The sequence below is a fragment of the Crossiella sp. SN42 genome, assembly GCF_023897065.1.
Taxonomy (GTDB): Bacteria; Actinomycetota; Actinomycetes; order Mycobacteriales; family Pseudonocardiaceae; genus Crossiella.
Window position 1 is genome coordinate 207,159 of record NZ_JAMHIV010000008.1, and the last position, 17,379, is coordinate 224,537.

The window sequence follows — 17,379 nt, forward strand, 5'->3', positions numbered from 1 at the left end:
GTCCACAACGGACATACCCGGCAGTCAGTGCAGTTGTCACAGTGAGAGAGGATCGACGTGCGGGACCAGGTGGAGATCGGTGCCGGGCGCACCGCGCTGCGTGCCTACGGGCTTGACGACATCGAGATCGTGCCCTCCCGGCGCACCCGCTCCTCCAAGGACGTGTCGCTGGACTGGCGGATCGACGCCTACCGCTTCGACATCCCGCTGATCACCCACCCCACCGACGCGATCGTCTCGCCTGCCACCGCGGTGCGCTTCGGCGAGCTCGGCGGGCTCGGCGTGCTCAACGCCGAGGGGGTCTGGGCGCGGCACGCCAACGCCGAGGACGCGCTGTTCCGGGTGGTGCAGGCCGCCGACGAGCAGGAGGACCCCTCGGCCGCGGTGCGCATGCTGCAGGAGCTGCACGCCGCGCCGATCCGGGTGGACCTGCTCACCGAGGCCATCCGCACCGTGCGCGAGTCCGGCAACACGGTGGCGGTGCGGGTCAGCCCGCAGCACGCCGAGGAGCTGACCCCCGACCTGCTGGCCGCGGGCGTGGAGATCCTCATCGTGCAGGGCACCATCATCTCCGCCGAGCACGTCTCCAGGGACGGTGAGCCGCTGAACCTCAAGCGGTTCATCGCCGACCTGGACATCCCGGTGATCGCCGGTGGGGTGGGCGACTACCGCACCGCGATGCACCTGATGCGCACCGGCGCGGCCGGGGTGATCGTCGGTTACGGCCAGTCCCAGGCCAGCACCACCAACCGGGTGCTGGGCATCGGGGTGCCGATGGCCACCGCGATCGCCGAGGCCGCGGCCGCCCGCCGCGACTACCTGGACGAGACCGGCGGCCGGTACGTGCACGTGATCGCCGACGGCGGGCTCACCTACTCCGGTGACATCGCCAAGGCCATCGCCTGCGGCGCGGACGCGGTGATGCTCGGCGAGGCGCTCACCGAGGCCGAGGACCTGCCCGGCCAGGGCTACTACTGGACCGCGGCGGCCGCGCACCCCTCGCTGCCGCGCAGCGACGTCTACGGCTTCACCAGCGGCCACAGCCTGGAGTCGGTCCTGTTCGGCCCGGCCACCAGCCCCTACGGCACGCTGAACCTCTTCGGGGCGCTGCGGCGCGCGATGGCCAAGACCGGCTACTCGGACCTGAAGGAGTTCCAGAAGGTCGGCCTGACGGTTCGCAAGTGAGCCCCAGGACCATCCTCGCGGAGAACGACCTCATCGCCCTCGCCCAGTTCGGGCCGGGCGATGAGGACGTGCTGAGCGAGGGCAGCGACGGCGCCTTCGACGTGGACCGGGACGAGCAGGAGCCGCTGGTGCGCTTCGAGGTCTCCGGGCGCGCCGCGGTGCTGGACCAGATCACCGGCGAGCTGGTCGGCGGCGTGAGCTGGCACCCGGTCAGCTACGGCCCGGCCCGTTCCTGCACCGCCTGGAACTTCGGCATCGCGCTGCTGCCCTCGGCCCGTGGCCGCGGCCTCGGCTCGGCCGCCCAGCGGCTGCTGGTGGAGCACCTGTTCGCCAGCACCGACCTGGACCGGGTGGAGGCCTCCACGGACGCGGAGAACCGGGCCGAGCAGCGCGCGCTGGAGAAGGCCGGGCTGCGCCGCGAGGGCGTGCTGCGCGGGGCCCAGCTGCGCGGCGGGGTGCGCAGGGACCTGGTCACCTACGGCATCCTCCGGGCCGACCTGGCCTGAACGTGCGGCCGGAAGGGCGAGTGAGGCGGCCCGTTCGGTGGCTCCTCGGCTCGCTGTCCAGGTAGGCGCTTTCCCCTAGCTTCGGTGCGGTAGTCGCCGACCAAGGGGGAGGGCGCATGCCCGCCGACGAGTTCCCGGCGCCAGTGCGCCTGCTGCGCCCTGCCGACCTGCTCGACCTCAGCTTCACCTTCCACGGCCTGAAGTTCGAGGACGCGTTCCGGCGCAGGCTGGTGCCCTCGGTCGCCGGTCAGGACGGCCTGATCGTGGTCGCGCTGCCGCCACAGCACCTGCTGGAGGAGGCCTTCCCGGAACCGGTCGGCAACCCCTCGGCCCCGCCGGTGGCGGCCCGGATCGCCGGTGGCGGCCAGCTGGTGTTCACCGTCGGCGCCGGGGAGCGGGTGCCCTACGAGGAGGCCGGTCTGCTGGCCGCGCTGCGCACGCTGCCGATGCGGGTGGTGCCGGTCGCGGACGGGCCGGGCGTGCCGGAGAACCCGTTGCGGGACCGGGTGAACAACCCGCGCACCGCGATCGAGCTGCCCTATCGGCTGTACCTGTCCCCGCGCTCGGCCGACCGCTGGATCCACCGCGCCGAGGCGCCGCCGGAGAGCGGCCGGGTCGAACTGTGGCACACCCGGCTGCGCGGCCGGACCGCCCGCGCGGTGTGGACCAGGGACTTCACCGGGGACACCGCGCCGCCAGTGGGCTCCCCGGTCCCTCCCGGCCCGTTCCTGGCCTCGCTGAAGCCGGAGCACCGGCGGGACATCGTGCACCTGACCGCCAGCCACGGCCTGAGCACCGAGACCGGTCAGCCCTACCTGCCCCAGCCGGTCCAGCTGGCGCACCTGGTGCTCAGCGCGCTGGGTGGCTACCTGGACAGCCACGGCGACTGGTCGCTGCACCGGCCCGCCGGGATTGACCTGGTGGAGTGGCGGCACCGGGCCGCGCTGGGCCGGGACCACTACGTGCGGGTGGTGGAGGCCGGGTTCCTGGCCCCGTTCGGCCACCGCGCGGTCAAGGTGACCATCACCGAGCGCAAGTTCCACCCCGACCGGCCCGGCAACCCGGCCTACCTGCGGCAGCGGGTGTTCGTGGTGGTGCGCGAGCCGGTGCGGGAGTTCGACCCGGCCGAGGAGCTCACCGCGGCGGGCACCGAGCACCGGTTCAACCACCTGTTCCCCTTCCGCGGGGTCCGGCTGCTCACCCTGGTCACCCCGGACCTGGTCGGGGACACCGAGGAGGAGTTCTTCCCGGCGACGCAGGCGGAGAAACCGTTCCAGTTCAAGGCGGTCGGGCAGGACCGCAACCGGCGCGCGGTGGAGTTCCGCACCCCGCTGCTGTTCGTGCCCGCCCAGCACAACGCGGAGCGCCTGGCCCAGGTGCTGGCCACCTACCAGAACGCACCGGCCAACCGGGTGGTCAGCCTCGGCGGGCAGGCGCTGGCCTACGCGGACAGCGCGCGGGTGGACGACACCAGCCTGGACACCACCGAGCTGACCTGGGAGCTGCGCGCGCCCCGGCAGTGGGCGGAGCTGCCGCCCTCGGAGTTCGCCAGGTTCGCGCCGATCGTGGCCGGGGCCAAGGCCGTGGTGGCCGCGGCCAGCCGGTTGACCGGCAACGCGGAGGCGGTGCCGATCGGGTACGCCGAGCAGTACGCGGTGGCTGGTTTCCCCAGGGCCGCGGACCGGGCGGACTCGCCGAACAAGGGTGAGGTCTTCGTCGAGGTCAAGGCGAACGTGTCACTGAACTTCGAGGCCAACGGCGGGCGGGACCGCTCCGGCGGGCTGGCCGCGCCCTCGATCCAGGTGGCCGGGATGTCCCGGATCACCGGCCCGGTCGGCGGCACGCTGGCCAACGCGGCGGCCGGCACGTTCGACCCGGCCGATGTGCTGGACGCCTTGAAAGCCAAACTGTTCGGCCTCGTCCCGCTGTCCGCGATCGTGCGCGGGGCCGGGCTGGACGAACCGCTGCGCGCACCCCGGTTCCTCACCGAGACGGTCAACGCGGTCACCTCCTTCCTCTCCGACCTGCACCGGATCCGGGAGCTGATGGACCTGGTGGAGCAGCGGTTCAACCAGATCGCGCAGCGGGCCAGGGAGGTCCGGCGCACCGCGGCGGAGTTCGTGGACATCACCGGCGAGTTCCTCGCCCCCGGCGGCGCGGAGCCGGCCATCGGCGACGTGGAGGCGAAGTTCAACGCCTTCCTCAACGCGGTGCAGGCGCTGATCGCCGAACTCCCGGCAGGCATCGATCCCGCGGTCCCGGCGTTCCTGGAGCGGGTCCGCGCGCAGGCCGCCACCTGGACCTCCGCGGCCGGATCGGCGTTCTCGCTCAAGGACTCCATCCTCAAGGCGGCCAAGAACTTCACCCTGCCGGAGACGGTGAACACCCGGCTGGAGTGGGAACCGAAGGTCCAGAACTACAAGAACCTGCTGGTCTTCCGGGAGCGCGGCCGGTTCGCCGTGGTGGTGGACCTGCGCGGCTCGCTGCGGCCGGACCTGGCCGTCGGCGCGGATGTGAGCTGCTCGCTGGAGGACTTCCAGATCAACGTGCTCGGCGTGATCGAGCTCTACTTCGAGCGGATCCGTTTCCTGGCCAGGGCTGGGAAGAAGCCGGACGTGGAGGTGGCCTTCGGGGACGTGACCTTCGTCGGGGACCTGTCGTTCGTGCAGACCCTGCGCAACATCATCCCCTTCGACGGCTTCAGCGACCCGCCCAGCCTGGACGTGGGCGCAGAGGGCATCACCGCGCGGTACGGGATGCCGTTGCCCAGCCTGGCGATCGGGGTGTTCAGCCTGGAGAACATCCGGCTGGACGCGCACTTCCGGCTGCCCTTCGTCGGCAGCGGGATGGAGGTCGGGTTCTCCTTCTGCCGCCGGGAGGCCCCGTTCCGGCTCACCGTGGCCTTCTTCGGCGGCGGCGGGTTCTTCGGCATCGCGTTGAACCCCGAAGGCTTGCTCTACTGCGAAGGCGCGCTGGAGTTCGGCGCGGCGGTGTCGATGAACCTGGGCGTGGCCAGCGGCAGCCTGTCGGTGATGGCCGGGATCTACTTCCGGATCGACGGCCAAGGGGTGGAGCTGGCCGGGTACTTCCGGGCCCGCGGCGAGGTCGACGTGCTCGGCCTGATCTCGGCCTCCATCGAGCTGTACCTGGAGCTGCGCTACGACCACGGCGTGGTCACCGGCCGGGCCACCATCACCATCACCATCGAGATCGCGTTCTTCTCCGAGTCGGTGGAGATCAGCTGCGAGAAGACCTTCGCCGGTTCGCCGAACACCGATGCCCGCGCGGCGCTGGACGCACCGCGCACCTTGACCTTCGCCGAGTTCATGGCTCCCTACACCGAGGCCGGCCTGCGCCGGGACCCGGTCCTGGAGTACTGCTCGGCCTTCGCGGAAGGCGCCTGAGATGACCGCTCCCGCCACCCACAAGGCCGTGTGGACGGCGCTGCCCAACGGCTTCCACCCGGATGGCAGGGCCAGGCTGTCCGTGCTGGTCAGCCCGCGGATCGAGGCCGCCACCCTTGGCGAGGGCCCGTTCCTGGACTGGCCGCTGATGCTGAGCGGACTGATCTCCGGTCTGGGCCTGGTGTTCAGCTGGGCCGGGCAGACCCACCGGGTCGCGGCCGAGGTGGAGAACCGTTACGCCGGACCGGACTCCACGCTGTGGCAGACCCTGTTCCCGCCCGGCAGCCCGTGTCAGTCCACTGTGGACAGAGCGGCGAACGGTGGCATCGACGAGCTGCGCTCCTTCCCGGGAACCCAGGTGCACGACCGGGTCACCGCCATGTACCGGAGGCTGGCCGGGAAGGTCGCCGAGGGCAGGCTCAACGCCGAGGACACCAGGGAGGTGATCCGCGGCTGCGGCGACCCGCCGCCGGAGAGCCAGCTCGGCTTCGCCTTCCCCGCCCTGAACAACCTGCGGCAGGACGACACCTTCATCGGGGCCAGCCAGTTCGCCGCGAACCCTGCGCAGTCGTTCCGAGACCTGAACGACCTGTTCGAGCCCGGGGGCGGGCAGCCGCCGCCGATCGGGCTGGTGGCCGAGGCGGCGCCCCAGCACATCTACCGCGACTACCGCTACGGCGCCCGGCACACCTTCGCCGAGTCGTTCCAGTACTACCGGCGGAGCTCCTTCCGCGCCGAGGACGAGCCGGCGCCCGCGGTGACCGCGCCGGAGAAACCCAAGCTCACCGTGGCTGGCGTGTGCGGCCTGCTCGGCGACTACCCGGCCCTGCAACGCCGCTTCGGCCTGGTGGTCGACCTGCTGGTGACCCTGCCTGCCGGGCTGCCGGAGACCGGGGCCACCGTCTCCGTCGACCCAGGCCCCGGCGCGGCGGCCTCGCTCAAGCTGCCGGAGCTGCTGCCGCTGACCCGGCTGCGGCACCTGCCGGGACGGCGGTTCGAGGCGGCGACGGCGGCAAACAGCCGGCTCAAGGACCGCTACCTCGACCTCAGCCAGCAGAAGAGCTGGGCGGTCACCGACCTCGACGTGGACTCCGCCGCGATCCGGATCGCCGACTTCAGCGCGGCCGTGCAGCGGATCAGCGCCGAGGCGGGCAACCGCATGGGCACCGGCCTGCCCGCGCTGCGCAACGCCGGGATCACCCTGCTGGCCACCGACCGGGACCGCTGGTTCGCCGAGCAACTGGGCGGCAACACGGTCCGCGCGCTGGCGGCCGAGGCGCCCACCGTCACCGCCGAGGCGCTGGTGCGCGGCTACCGGGTCGACGTCGGCCTGGCCGAGGCGCCGACCGCGCCGGTCACCGCCTGGTACTCGCTGTGCCGCCGCCGCGGCAGCTACGCGCTGCGCCCGGCCACCGGCCAAGTCATCCCGATCACCGGCGTGGCCGAGGACGAGGGCCAGGTGAAGACCAGCGCCACCACCAAGTCCGCGCCTGCCGACACCAGGGCCTTCACCCACGAGGCGCTCTTCGGCTGGGACGGCTGGAGCCTGTCCGCGCCGCGCCCCGGCCGGACCATCGCCGAGGACGGCACGGTGGTGGTGCCGGAGCGGCAGGTGGACGAGAAGTTCCCGCTGGACACCAGTTTCACCCCGGTGCCGGGCAGCCTGCCCAAGCTGCGCTTCGGCCAGACCTACCGGCTGCGCGCCCGGTTGGTCGACCTGGCAGGCAACAGCCCCGAGCTGACCGATCCGTCCACTGTGGACATCGAGTCGGCGCCGGTCACCTACCGGCGCTGGGAACCGGTGCCGCACCCGGTGGTGGTGCCCCGGCACGCCTTCAACGAGGGCGAGTCCAACGAGCGCCTGGTCATCCGCAGCACGGTGGACGAGGACGGCCGCGAGGTCTCCGCCACCTTCTGGGCGCTGGACAACCGGGACGTGCCCGACCACAACGACGACCCGCTGCCCGCCGACGGCCTGAGCCGCCGCTACCGGGACACCGACGAGCGGCACCTGGCCCCGCCCAAGGCTGCCCTGCAACTGGCCGAGCAGCACGGGAAGTACGACGACGTGCTGGGCGGCAACCCCTCCGCCGAGCAGCGCAGGCGGTTCCTGGTCGCCGCCTCGCGGGAGGCGGGCAGCTTCACCGACGTGGTGGTGCGCCGGGCGGACCACCCGGAGCTCACCGTCGACCTGCGGCACCGGATCAAGGTCGCCACGCACAACAGCAAGGCCCCCGGCCCGGTCACCGACCTGCGCACCCTGCGCAAGGGCGGCGAGCTCCAGGAGGGCGAGTTCGTCGTGCACACCGGCGACGACCTGCTGCTGCCCTACCTGCCGGACCCGCTGGCCCGCGGCCTTTCGCTGCGCGGGCTGCCGACCGAGGATCCGGAGGGCACCGACGAGGTGCACTCCTTCTACGGCATCCTGCACCGCGAATGGCCGGACGCCGGGCCGATCCGGCTGGTGCTGGAGGAGGGCGACGGCGAGCCGAGGTTCAGCGCGGCCAGCCGGACCCTGACCGTGCAGCTGCTCAAGGGCGAGGTGCGCACCATCCGCCTCAGCTGCGCGCTGGAGGAGGCTGACCTGGAGCTGCTGCACGGCTGGCGGCTGCTCACCGAGTCCGAGGAGTGGCGGCGGTTCACCCCGGCCGAGCGGGAGCTGCTCACCAAGGCCACGGTCAACGGGGAGAACTGGATGCTCACCCCGTGGGTCGACCTGACCCTGGTGCACGCGGTGGAACGGCCGATCGCCCGCCCGGTGCTGCACGACCTGTCCTTCCCGCGCGCGGCCGGAGCCACCTTCACCGAGGTGCACGGCGTGCTGGTGGCCGACGCCCCCAGCACCGGCCGGGTGGACGTGGACGCGACCTGGCAGGAGTGGCTGGACGACCCGGCCGAGGAGGCGCCCCGGCGAGTCAGCGCGCGCACCCGGCTGGGCGGGCTGGAGCTGCGCGAGATCGAGGACAACCTGGCCTTCGGCGCGGGCAAGCTCAAGCACGAGTTCGGCGACACCCGGCACCGCAACGTCGGCTACGTGCCGGTCGGCACCACCCGCTTCCGCGAGTACTTCCACCCGTCCATCACCGCCGACCTGGACCGGATCACCAGCGTCGGCCCGGTGTGCGTGGCTCCGGACGGCAAGCCCTGGCCGGTGCCCAGCAGCCGCAGGCCGCTGCCACCGCGACCGGCCTACCTGGTGCCCACCTTCCGCTGGGAGACGGTCAACGACGAGGAGAACCGCCGCCGCACCAGCATCCGGCGCTGCGCCGGGGTGCGGATCTACCTGGAACGCCCCTGGTTCTCCTCCGGCGATGACGAGCTGCTCGCCGTGGTGCTCGACCCGCGACGGCAGCTGCCGCCGGAACTGCGCAGCGACTGGGGCGTGGACCCGGTCTGGGCGGAGAGCACCCAGCTGCCGCCGCTGGCCGCGGACCGGATCACCAACCCGGCCGCCTCCGCCACCGGACTGGCCATGGCCGAGACCCTGGCCGGCGGCCCGGCCACGGTGGACGTGGTCGCGGTGCAGCCGGAGTTCGACCCGGACAAGGGCCTGTGGTTCGCCGACGTGGACCTCGACCCCGGCGTGCCCACCGCCTACTTCCCGCTGCTGCGCCTGGCCCTGGCCCGCTACCAGCCGCACTCGTTGGCCGGGCTCGAGCTGTCCTCGATCGTGCTCGCCGAGTTCACCCAGCTGGTGCCCGCCCGCACCCTGCTGGCCGAGGAGACCGCCGACGGCGTCCGGCTGACCCTGCGCGGCGCGGCCACCGCGGACGCGCTCGGCGCCAAGGCGGGCACCGGGCTCGCCGCGGCCGCGGCCAGCCGCCGGGTCCGGGTGAGCGTGCAGGTCAAGCGGAGCACCGAGGAGGAGTTCGACTGGCGCCAGGTGGCCACCGGCGAGCTGGCCTGCGTGGCCGACGGCGCCGGGTTCGCCTGGACCGGCGGGCTGCCGCCGGTGGAGGTCTCGATCACCCGCGACTACCGGCTGGTCCTGGAGGAGCACGAACGCCACCAGGCCGACCCGGACGCGGCCGAGGAGACCGTCCCGGTCGGTGGCACGCCGACGCCGGTGGGCTACCGCCTGGTGCACGCCGACCGGGTGCCGCTGGACGCCCGGATCGGGCGGCTCGTGCTGGACTTCTCAGACTTTATCGTTACTGGCGGTAACACCCTCTAGCGGCGAGGACAGGTCCTCTCTACTTTGGGTACATGACCCAACTCGCCAGTAACAACGACTACGACGTCCTGGTGATCGGTTCCGGCTTCGGTGGCAGCGTGGCCGCGCTGCGGCTGGTGGAGAAGGGCTACCGGGTGGCGGTGCTGGAGGCCGGGCGCCGCTTCGCCGACGAGGAGTTCGCCAAGACCTCCTGGGACCTGCGCCGCTTCCTCTGGGCGCCGAAGCTCGGCTGCTTCGGCGTGCAGCGGATCCATATGCTGCGCAACGTGCTGATCCTGGCCGGGGCCGGGGTCGGCGGCGGGTCGCTGAACTACGCGAACACGCTGTACCGGCCGCTCAAGCCGTTCTACCGGGACCAGCAGTGGGCGCACATCACCGACTGGGAGGCCGAGCTCGCGCCCTACTACGAGCAGGCCACCCGGATGCTCGGCGTGGTGCCCAACCCGAGCACCACCCCCTCGGACGAGGTGATCAAGGACGTGGCCGGGGACATGGGCGTGGCCGGCACCTTCCACACCACCCCGGTCGGCGTGTTCTTCGACCGGCCCGGCCAGCGCGCCGCGGACCCGTACTTCGGCGGCGCCGGGCCGGAACGCACCGGCTGCACCGAGTGCGGCTCCTGCATGACCGGCTGCCGGGTCGGCGCGAAGAACACGCTGATGAAGAACTACCTCTACCTGGCCGAGCGCAAGGGCGCGGAGGTCTTCCCGCTGACCACGGTCACCGGCCTGCGCAGGCGTGCCGACGGCGGCTGGGTGGTGGCCACCGAGCGCACCGGCTCCTGGCTGCGCAAGGGCCGCCGCACCTTCACCGCGGGCCAGGTGGTGCTCGCGGCAGGCACCTGGGGCACCCAGAACCTGCTGCACAAGCTGCGGGACAACGGTTCGCTGCCCGCGCTCTCGCCGAGGCTGGGCCAGCTCACCCGCACCAACTCCGAGGCCATCCTGGGCGCGAAGGCCACCAAGGTGGACCCGAACCGGGACTTCACCAAGGGCGTGGCCATCACCTCCTCGTTCCACCCCGACGAGGACACCCACATCGAGCCGGTCCGCTACGGCAAGGGCAGCAACGCGATGGGCCTGCTCCAGGCGCCCGCGGTGGCCACCATGCTGCGGCACCCGCTGCTCACCCTGCGGAACCTCTCGGTGCGCAGGTGGAGCGAGCGCACGGTGATCCTGCTGGTGATGCAGAGCCTGGACAACTCGATCACCACCTTCACCAAGCGCGGCTGGCTGGGCGGCCGCAAGCTCAGCTCCAAACAGGGCCACGGCGCGCCCAACCCGAACTCCATCCCGGCCGGGGTCAAGGCCGCCGAACTGGCCGCTGACAAGATCAACGGCATCCCCGGCGGCGCGATCAGCGAGATGTTCAACATCCCGATGACCGCGCACTTCCTCGGCGGCTGCCCGATCGGCCTGGACGCCGAGCACGGTGTGATCGACCCCTACCACCGGGTGCACGGCTACCCCGGGTTGTCCATCGTGGACGGCTCGGCCATCTCGGCGAACCTGGGCGTGAACCCCTCGCTGACCATCACCGCCCAGGCCGAGCGCGCCCTCTCGCTGTGGCCCAACAAGGGCGAGGCCGACCCCCGGCCCGCCCAGGGCGCCCCGTACCAGCGCCTCAACCCCGTCCTCCCGGTCAGCCCCGCCGTGCCCGCGGCCGCTCCCGGCGCGCTCCGCCTGCCCATCGTGAGCTGACTCCCGGCCGCCCACTGAGATCACGCTCAGTGGGCGGAATGGTGACGATCTCGGCCGATGGGGTACGGCAGGTAGCTGATCCATCACGGAATGTTCCCCGCGAGTGTGACCGCTGGCACAGTGTGGGGATGGATCAGCCGATAGAGGACGTTGGGGAGCGGGCATGAGTGCGGAGTGTGTGCTCGTGGTCGGCGGCGGCCCGGTCGGACTGATGGGCGCGCTGCTGCTGGCCAGGGCCGGGGTGCCCAGCGTGGTGCTGGAGGCGGCGGCGGAACGGGCCACCATCGGCAGCCGGTCCATCTGCGTCCAGGGGGACGTGCTGGACATCCTGGAGCGGGTCGGCCTCGGCGAGCGGGTGGCCGCGGCCGGGGTCACCTGGCACACCGGGCGCACCTACTACCGCGAGCACGAGGTGCTCACCGTCCGGCTGCCGCACCGGCAGGGCTTCCCGCCGTTTGTGAACCTGCCGCAGACCGACCTGGAACGGCTGCTGGACGAGCGGGTCGCGGCCGAGCCGATGGTCACCGTGCACCTGGGCCACAAGGTGATCGGGCTGAGCCAGGACCGCGAGGGCGTCGAGGTGGTGGTGAGCACCCCCGACGGCGAGCGGACCTTCCGGGGCAGCCACTGCCTGGCCGCCGACGGCCCGCGCTCGCTGGTCCGCCAGCTGCTGGACCTGCCGTTCCAGGGCTACAGCTTCCGGGACAAGTTCCTCATCGCGGACATCCGCGCCCCGCTGGGCCACGCCGCCGAGCGCCGCTTCTACTTCGACCCGCCGGCCAACCCCGGCCGCCAGGTGCTGGTGCACCCGCAGCCGCAGGGCCGCTGGCGGATCGACTGGCAGGTGCCCGACGACTTCGACCTGACCGAGGCCAGGAGCAACGGCGGCCTGGACACCCTGGTCCGCTCGGTGGTCGGCGAGGCCGACTACGAGCTGGAGTGGGCCTCGGTCTACCGCTTCCACCAGCGCTGCGTGCCCGCGATGCGGATCGGCCGGGTGCTGCTGGCCGGGGACGCCGCGCACGTGATGAGCCCGTTCGGCGCGCGCGGCCTGAACTCCGGCATCGCGGACGCGGAGAACGCGGCCTGGAAGATCGCCTTCGACCGGGCGGGCTGGGGCGGCCCGCTGCTGCTGCACTCCTACGACGCCGAGCGCCGGGCCGCGGCCAGGGAGAACCTGCGCGTCACCGGCGAGACCATGCGCTTCCTGGTGCCGCGCACCGGAGCCGAGCAGGCCTACCGCCGGGACGTGCTGGAGCGCAGCGTGCGCGAGCCCGCCGCCCGCGCCAAGATCGACTCCGGCAAGCTGGCCGAGCCCTTCTACTACCTGGACTCCCCGCTGACCACACCCGCCCAGCCCACCGAGATCGCCGCCTTCCCGCGCGATCCTGGCGTGCCAAGGCCGCCGCTGCCCGGCGTGCTGTGCCCGGACACCTCGCTGGCCGGGCACGGCAGGCTGCGCCCGCACTTCGGCCCGGAGTTCCACCTGCTCACCGTGGCCTCCCGGCCGCGCCTGCCCAAGGGCCCGCCGGTGCACGTGCAGCCGCTGGAGGAGGCCGCCGACGGCGGCGCGCTGGCCGAGGCGCTGCGGATGCCGCCCGGCTCGGCCGCGCTGGTCCGCCCGGACGGCCACCTGGCCGCGGTGCTGCGCGCCGGGGACCTGGGCGCGGGACTGGTCAGCGCGCTGCGTCGCGCGACCGGGTGGTGACCGGCGTTACAGCCAACGAACGCAGGCGATAGGGCGTCTCCTGTACGGGCACAGGAGGTGACCAATGGATCGACGAGGATTCCTGCGGCTGGCCGGGGCCGGCGCCGCGGCACTGGCCACCGGCGCGTGCGGCGCCGGTGCGGAGGCGCCGCCCAGCGGTACCACCAGCGCCACCACCACCCCGCCGGGCACCACCGGCCCGCCCCCGCCGCCGGACTGGGCCGCGCTGCGCGCCAAGGTCCCGGTGCTGCTGCCGCCGGAGAAGGACTTCACCGCCGCCTGGTCCCCGTTCAACGCCGCGCTCCAGCTGCCGCCACCGGCCGCGCTGGCCCGCTGCGAGATCCCGGAGCAGGTGCAGGAATGCCTTGAGGTGGCGCGCAAGTCCAAGATCGCGGTGGCCGCGCGCAGCGGCGGGCACAGCTACGCCGGCTTCAGCGCCCCGGCCGGTGGTCTGGTGGTCGATGTGTCCCCGATGCGCGAGGTCCGGGTGCAGCCCGACGGCACCGCGGTGATCGGCGCGGGCGCCAAGCTCGCCGACGTCTACGCCGGACTGGCCCGCGCCGGGCGCGCGCTGCCCGCCGGGTCCTGTCCCTCGGTCGGCATCGCCGGACTCACCCTCGGCGGCGGGATCGGCGTGCTGGCCCGCAAGCTCGGCCTCACCTGCGACCACCTGCGGACCGCCCAGGTGGTGCTGGCCGACGGCTCGCTGCGCACCGCCTCGGCCGACTCCGAGCAGGAGCTGTTCTGGGCCCTGCGCGGCGGGGGCGGCGGCAACTTCGCGCTGGTCACCCAGTTCGAGTTCGGCACCGTGCCCGCGCCGGGCCTGACCGTGTTCTCGCTGCGCTTCCCGGCCGGGTCCGCCGCCTCGGTGCTCGGCGCCTGGCAGGACTGGATCGGCTCGGCTCCGCCGGAGCTGTGGTCGATCTGCCACCTGCTCGGCGGCACGCCACCGGCCGCCATGGTCGCCGGCTGCTACGTCGGCGGCGCGGGCGGGCTGAACCCGCTGCTGGACCAGCTGGTCAGCGCCGCGGGCGCGCGGCCGACCCAGCGCATGGCGCAGCCCAAGGGCTACCTGGACGCGATGCGGCACTTCGCGGGCAACGGCGGCGGCAAGCGCGAGGGCTTCGCCGCCGCCTCCCGGATCGTGGAGCACAAGATCAGCAACCCGGACCGGGTGGTCGGCCAGGTGCAGGGCCGCAAGATGGACCTGCTCTTCGACGGCCTCGGCGGCGCGGTCGGCGAGATCGGCGTGGCCGACACCGCCTTCCCGCACCGCAAGGCACTGGCCAGCGTGCAGATCTACGCCCCGGCCGAACGCGCCGAGCACGCCAGGCAGCTCGCCGCGGTCACCGAGGTGCAGAGCGCGCTGACCGGCCTGGTCGGCAAGGGCAGCTACGTGAACTACCTGGACGCCGCGCAGAAGGACTGGGCGCGGGCCTACTACGGCCCGAACCTGGACCGGCTGCGCGCGGTGGCCACCCGGTACGACCCGGACGGGGTGTTCCGCTTCGCCCAGGGGCTCACCAGCTGACGCCGGTCAGCACCACCACCCGCTCCTCGGTGAAGTCGTTCATCGTGGTGCGCACGCCCTCGCGCCCGACGCCGGAGCCCTTGACCCCGCCGTAGGGCAGCTGGTCCGCGCGGTAGGACGGCACATCGCCGATGATCACGCCGCCCACCTCCAGCTCGGTGCCCGCCCGGAACGCGGTCTGGATGTCGTGGGTGAACACCCCGGCCTGCAGGCCGAAGGCGGAGTCGTTGACCTCGGCGAAGGCCTCGTCCACGCCGTCCACCGCGGCCACCGCGAGCACCGGTCCGAAGACCTCCTCACACCACACCTTGGCGTCCTTGGGCACCTCGGTGAGCACGGTCGGGGCCACCGTGGCGCCCTCCCTGGTGCCCCCGGCCAGCACCTTCGCGCCGGCCCCGGTCGCCTCGGAGATCCACTGCTCCACCCGCTTGGCCGCGTCCTCGTCGACCAGCGGGCCGACCTCCACCTCCGGGTCGTGCGGGCTGCCGGTGCGCAGCGCGTTCACCGCGCTGAGGAGCCTGGGCAGGAAGTCCTCGTACACCGCCCGGTCCACCAGCACCCGCTGCACCGCGATGCAGGACTGCCCGGCCTGGTAGTTGCTGAACAGCGCGATCCGCTGCGCCGCGAAGTCCAGGTCGGCCTCGGAGCTCCAGTCGCCGCAGACCACCGCGGCCGCGTTACCGCCCAGCTCCAGCACCACGTGCTTGCGCGGCGCCGAGTCCATGATCGAGAAGCCTACCGGCCCCGACCCGGTGAAGCTGACCACCGGCAGCCGCTCGTCCCGCACCAGCGCCGCGGTCTCCTCGTTGCCCACCGGCAGCACCGAGAACGCGCCCTTGGGCAGGTCGGTCTCGGCCAGGATCTCGCCCAGGATCAGCGCGGTCAGCGGGGTGCGCGGCGCGGGCTTGATGATGATCGGCGCGCCCACCGCCAGCGCCGGGGCCACCTTGTGCGCCACCAGGTTCAGCGGGAAGTTGAACGGCGCGATGCCCAGCACCGGGCCGCGCGGGACGCGCTTGACCATCGCCACCCTGCCCTCGGCCGAGGGGTCGGTGTCCAGCCTGGTCAGCTCGCCGGTGAACCGGCGCGCCTCCTCCGCGGCCAGCCGGAAGGTGTGCACCGCGCGGCCGACCTCGCCGACGGCCCACTTCAGCGGCTTGCCGTTCTCCGCGGTGATGATCTCGGCGATCTCCTCGGTCCGCTCGGCCAGCCGCTTCGACACGTGCGCCAGCGCATTGGCCCGCAGGTGCGCGGGGGAGGAGCGGAACTCGGTGAACACCGCGGCGGCCGCGGCCACGGCGCGCTCGACCTGCTCCGGTCCTGGCACGCTGACGGTGGCGACCTCGCTGCCGTCGAAGGGGTGGCGCACGACCAGCTCGCTGACGCCCGGCTCGGGCGATCCGGCGATGAAGGACGGTCGGGGCTTCGGGGGCTCCAGGTCGGTCATGGCAATCACCGTAAGCCTGACCCCGGCATCAGCACAGGGTGATCCCGGCGTCGCACCGGGTCCCCGGCCACCCCCCGGGCGTTCCCGTGGCCGCGCGGCTGGGAGAATCGGGTTCTCGTTCCCGGTCCTGACCTGGAGGTTCGCCACGGTGGCCAGTAACACCGACCGCCCCGTGCTCGTCGTCGACTTCGGCGCCCAGTACGCCCAGCTGATCGCCCGCCGCGTCCGCGAGACCCAGGTGTACTCCGAGGTCGTGCCCTCCACCGAACCGGTCGAGGAGCTGCTCAAGCGGGACCCGGCCGCGATCGTGCTCTCCGGCGGCCCGTCCAGCGTGTACGAGGACGGCGCGCCGCAGGTCGACCCGAAGCTGTTCGAGGCTGGCGTCCCGGTGTTCGGCATCTGCTACGGCTTCCAGGCCATGGCGGTCGCGCTGGGCGGGGCCACCGAGCACACCGGCACCAGGGAGTACGGCCGCACCGAGCTGGCCATCACCGAGAACGGCGGGGTGCTGCACGAGGACCTGCCCGGCCACCACCCGGTGTGGATGAGCCACGGCGACTGCGTGACCAAGGCCCCCGAGGGCTTCACCGTCACCGCCACCAGCTCCGGCGCCCCGGTGGCCGCCTTCGAGAACGTCGAGCGTCGCTTCGCCGGGGTCCAGTACCACCCCGAGGTGCTGCACTCCCCGCACGGCCAGGAGGTGCTGCGCCGCTTCCTGCACGACATCGCCGGCGTCCGTCCACAGTGGACCACTTCCTCCATCGTGGACGAGCAGGTCGAGCTGATCCGCGCCCAGGTCGGCCCCGGCAAGGCCATCTGCGGCCTCTCCGGCGGGGTGGACTCCGCGGTGGCCGCGGCCCTGGTGAACCGGGCCATCGGCGACCGGCTGACCTGCGTGTTCGTCGACCACGGCCTGCTGCGCGCGGGCGAGCGGGCCCAGGTCGAGCGGGACTACGTGGCCGCCACCGGCGTCCGCCTGGTCACCGTGGACGCCCAGGAGCGGTTCCTCACCGCGCTGGCCGGGGTCACCGACCCCGAGGAGAAGCGCAAGATCATCGGCCGCGAGTTCATCCGGGTCTTCGAGCAGGCCGCCAGCGACCTGCAGGCCGAGGCCGGCGCGCAGGGCGAGCACTACGACTTCCTGGTCCAGGGCACCCTGTACCCGGACGTGGTGGAGTCCGGCGGCGGCACCGGCGCGGCCAACATCAAGAGCCACCACAACGTCGGCGGCCTGCCGGAGGACCTCCAGTTCAAGTTGGTCGAGCCGCTGCGCGCGCTGTTCAAGGACGAGGTCCGCCGGGTCGGCCTGGAACTGGGCCTGCCCGAGACCATCGTGCACCGCCAGCCCTTCCCCGGCCCCGGCCTCGGCATCCGGATCATCGGCGAGGTCACCGCCGACCGGCTGGCCATCCTGCGCTCGGCCGATGCCATCGCCCGCGAGGAGCTGACCGCGGCCGGCCTGGACCGCACCATCTGGCAGTGCCCGGTGGTGCTGCTGGCCGACGTGCGCTCGGTCGGCGTGCAGGGCGACGGCCGCACCTACGGCCACCCGGTGGTGCTGCGCCCGGTCTCCAGCGAGGACGCGATGACCGCGGACTGGACCCGGCTGCCCTACGACGTGCTGGAGCGCATCTCCACCCGGATCACCAACGAGGTCAACGACGTCAACCGGGTGGTCCTGGACGTCACCAGCAAGCCCCCGGGCACCATCGAGTGGGAGTGAG

General features: G+C 72.9%; 9 protein-coding genes. 8 read left to right on the forward strand and 1 reads right to left on the reverse strand.

Annotated elements, in window-relative coordinates; translation table 11 throughout:
- Nucleotides 1–57 precede the first annotated feature (57 nt).
- The 7 genes from M8C13_RS12220 (at nucleotide 58) to M8C13_RS12250 (ending at nucleotide 14,208) form a co-directional block, all read left to right on the forward strand.
- Nucleotides 58–1,185, forward strand: a complete 1,128-nt coding sequence (locus tag M8C13_RS12220) for a GuaB3 family IMP dehydrogenase-related protein (protein WP_252480632.1) — start codon at nucleotides 58–60, stop codon at nucleotides 1,183–1,185.
- A complete protein-coding gene (locus tag M8C13_RS12225; protein WP_252480633.1) occupies nucleotides 1,182–1,691 on the forward strand; it encodes a GNAT family N-acetyltransferase in 510 nt (169 codons plus the stop codon). The genes M8C13_RS12220 and M8C13_RS12225 overlap by 4 nt, the downstream gene beginning before the upstream one ends.
- Nucleotides 1,692–1,807: 116 nt before the next feature.
- Nucleotides 1,808–5,095: a hypothetical protein gene (locus M8C13_RS12230; protein ID WP_252480634.1), complete on the forward strand. Its 3,288-nt coding sequence runs from the start codon at nucleotides 1,808–1,810 to the stop codon at nucleotides 5,093–5,095.
- Between the two features lies 1 nt (nucleotide 5,096).
- The gene (locus M8C13_RS12235; RefSeq protein ID WP_252480635.1) at nucleotides 5,097–9,269 is read left to right on the forward strand and encodes a hypothetical protein; all 4,173 of its coding nucleotides are present in this window, start codon (nucleotides 5,097–5,099) and stop codon (nucleotides 9,267–9,269) included.
- A 32-nt stretch (nucleotides 9,270–9,301) separates the two neighbouring features.
- Entirely contained in the window at nucleotides 9,302–10,969 is a 1,668-nt protein-coding gene (locus M8C13_RS12240) for an FAD-dependent oxidoreductase (RefSeq protein ID WP_252480636.1), read from the forward strand.
- Nucleotides 10,970–11,132: 163 nt separating this feature from the next.
- On the forward strand, nucleotides 11,133–12,677 hold the full coding sequence (locus tag M8C13_RS12245; RefSeq protein WP_252480637.1) for an FAD-dependent monooxygenase: 1,545 nt from the start codon (nucleotides 11,133–11,135) through the stop codon (nucleotides 12,675–12,677).
- A gap of 64 nt (nucleotides 12,678–12,741) precedes the next feature.
- Nucleotides 12,742–14,208 (forward strand): FAD-binding oxidoreductase, encoded by a 1,467-nt coding sequence (locus tag M8C13_RS12250; protein WP_252480638.1) that lies wholly within the window; start codon nucleotides 12,742–12,744, stop codon nucleotides 14,206–14,208.
- On the opposite strand, the gene M8C13_RS12255 is transcribed toward M8C13_RS12250, so the two are convergent.
- Nucleotides 14,198–15,655, reverse strand: coding sequence for an aldehyde dehydrogenase family protein (locus M8C13_RS12255; protein WP_252480639.1), 1,458 nt, complete (start codon nucleotides 15,653–15,655; stop codon nucleotides 14,198–14,200). The two genes, M8C13_RS12250 and M8C13_RS12255, sit on opposite strands and share 11 nt — an antisense overlap.
- 148 nt (nucleotides 15,656–15,803) lie before the next feature.
- On the opposite strand from M8C13_RS12255, the gene guaA reads away from it, so the two are divergent.
- Entirely contained in the window at nucleotides 15,804–17,378 is a 1,575-nt protein-coding gene (gene guaA / locus M8C13_RS12260) for a glutamine-hydrolyzing GMP synthase (RefSeq protein WP_252480640.1), read from the forward strand.
- The last annotated feature ends 1 nt before the right edge of the window (nucleotide 17,379 follow it).

Coding starts and splice junctions, on each gene's coding strand:
- M8C13_RS12230 (WP_252480634.1), top strand. CDS start 1,808: ATGCCCGCCGACGAGTTCCCGGCGCCAGTGCGCCTGCTGCGCCCTGCC.
- M8C13_RS12235 (WP_252480635.1), top strand. CDS start 5,097: ATGACCGCTCCCGCCACCCACAAGGCCGTGTGGACGGCGCTGCCCAAC.
- M8C13_RS12240 (WP_252480636.1), top strand. CDS start 9,302: ATGACCCAACTCGCCAGTAACAACGACTACGACGTCCTGGTGATCGGT.
- M8C13_RS12245 (WP_252480637.1), top strand. CDS start 11,133: ATGAGTGCGGAGTGTGTGCTCGTGGTCGGCGGCGGCCCGGTCGGACTG.
- M8C13_RS12250 (WP_252480638.1), top strand. CDS start 12,742: ATGGATCGACGAGGATTCCTGCGGCTGGCCGGGGCCGGCGCCGCGGCA.
- M8C13_RS12255 (WP_252480639.1), bottom strand. CDS start 15,655: ATGACCGACCTGGAGCCCCCGAAGCCCCGACCGTCCTTCATCGCCGGA.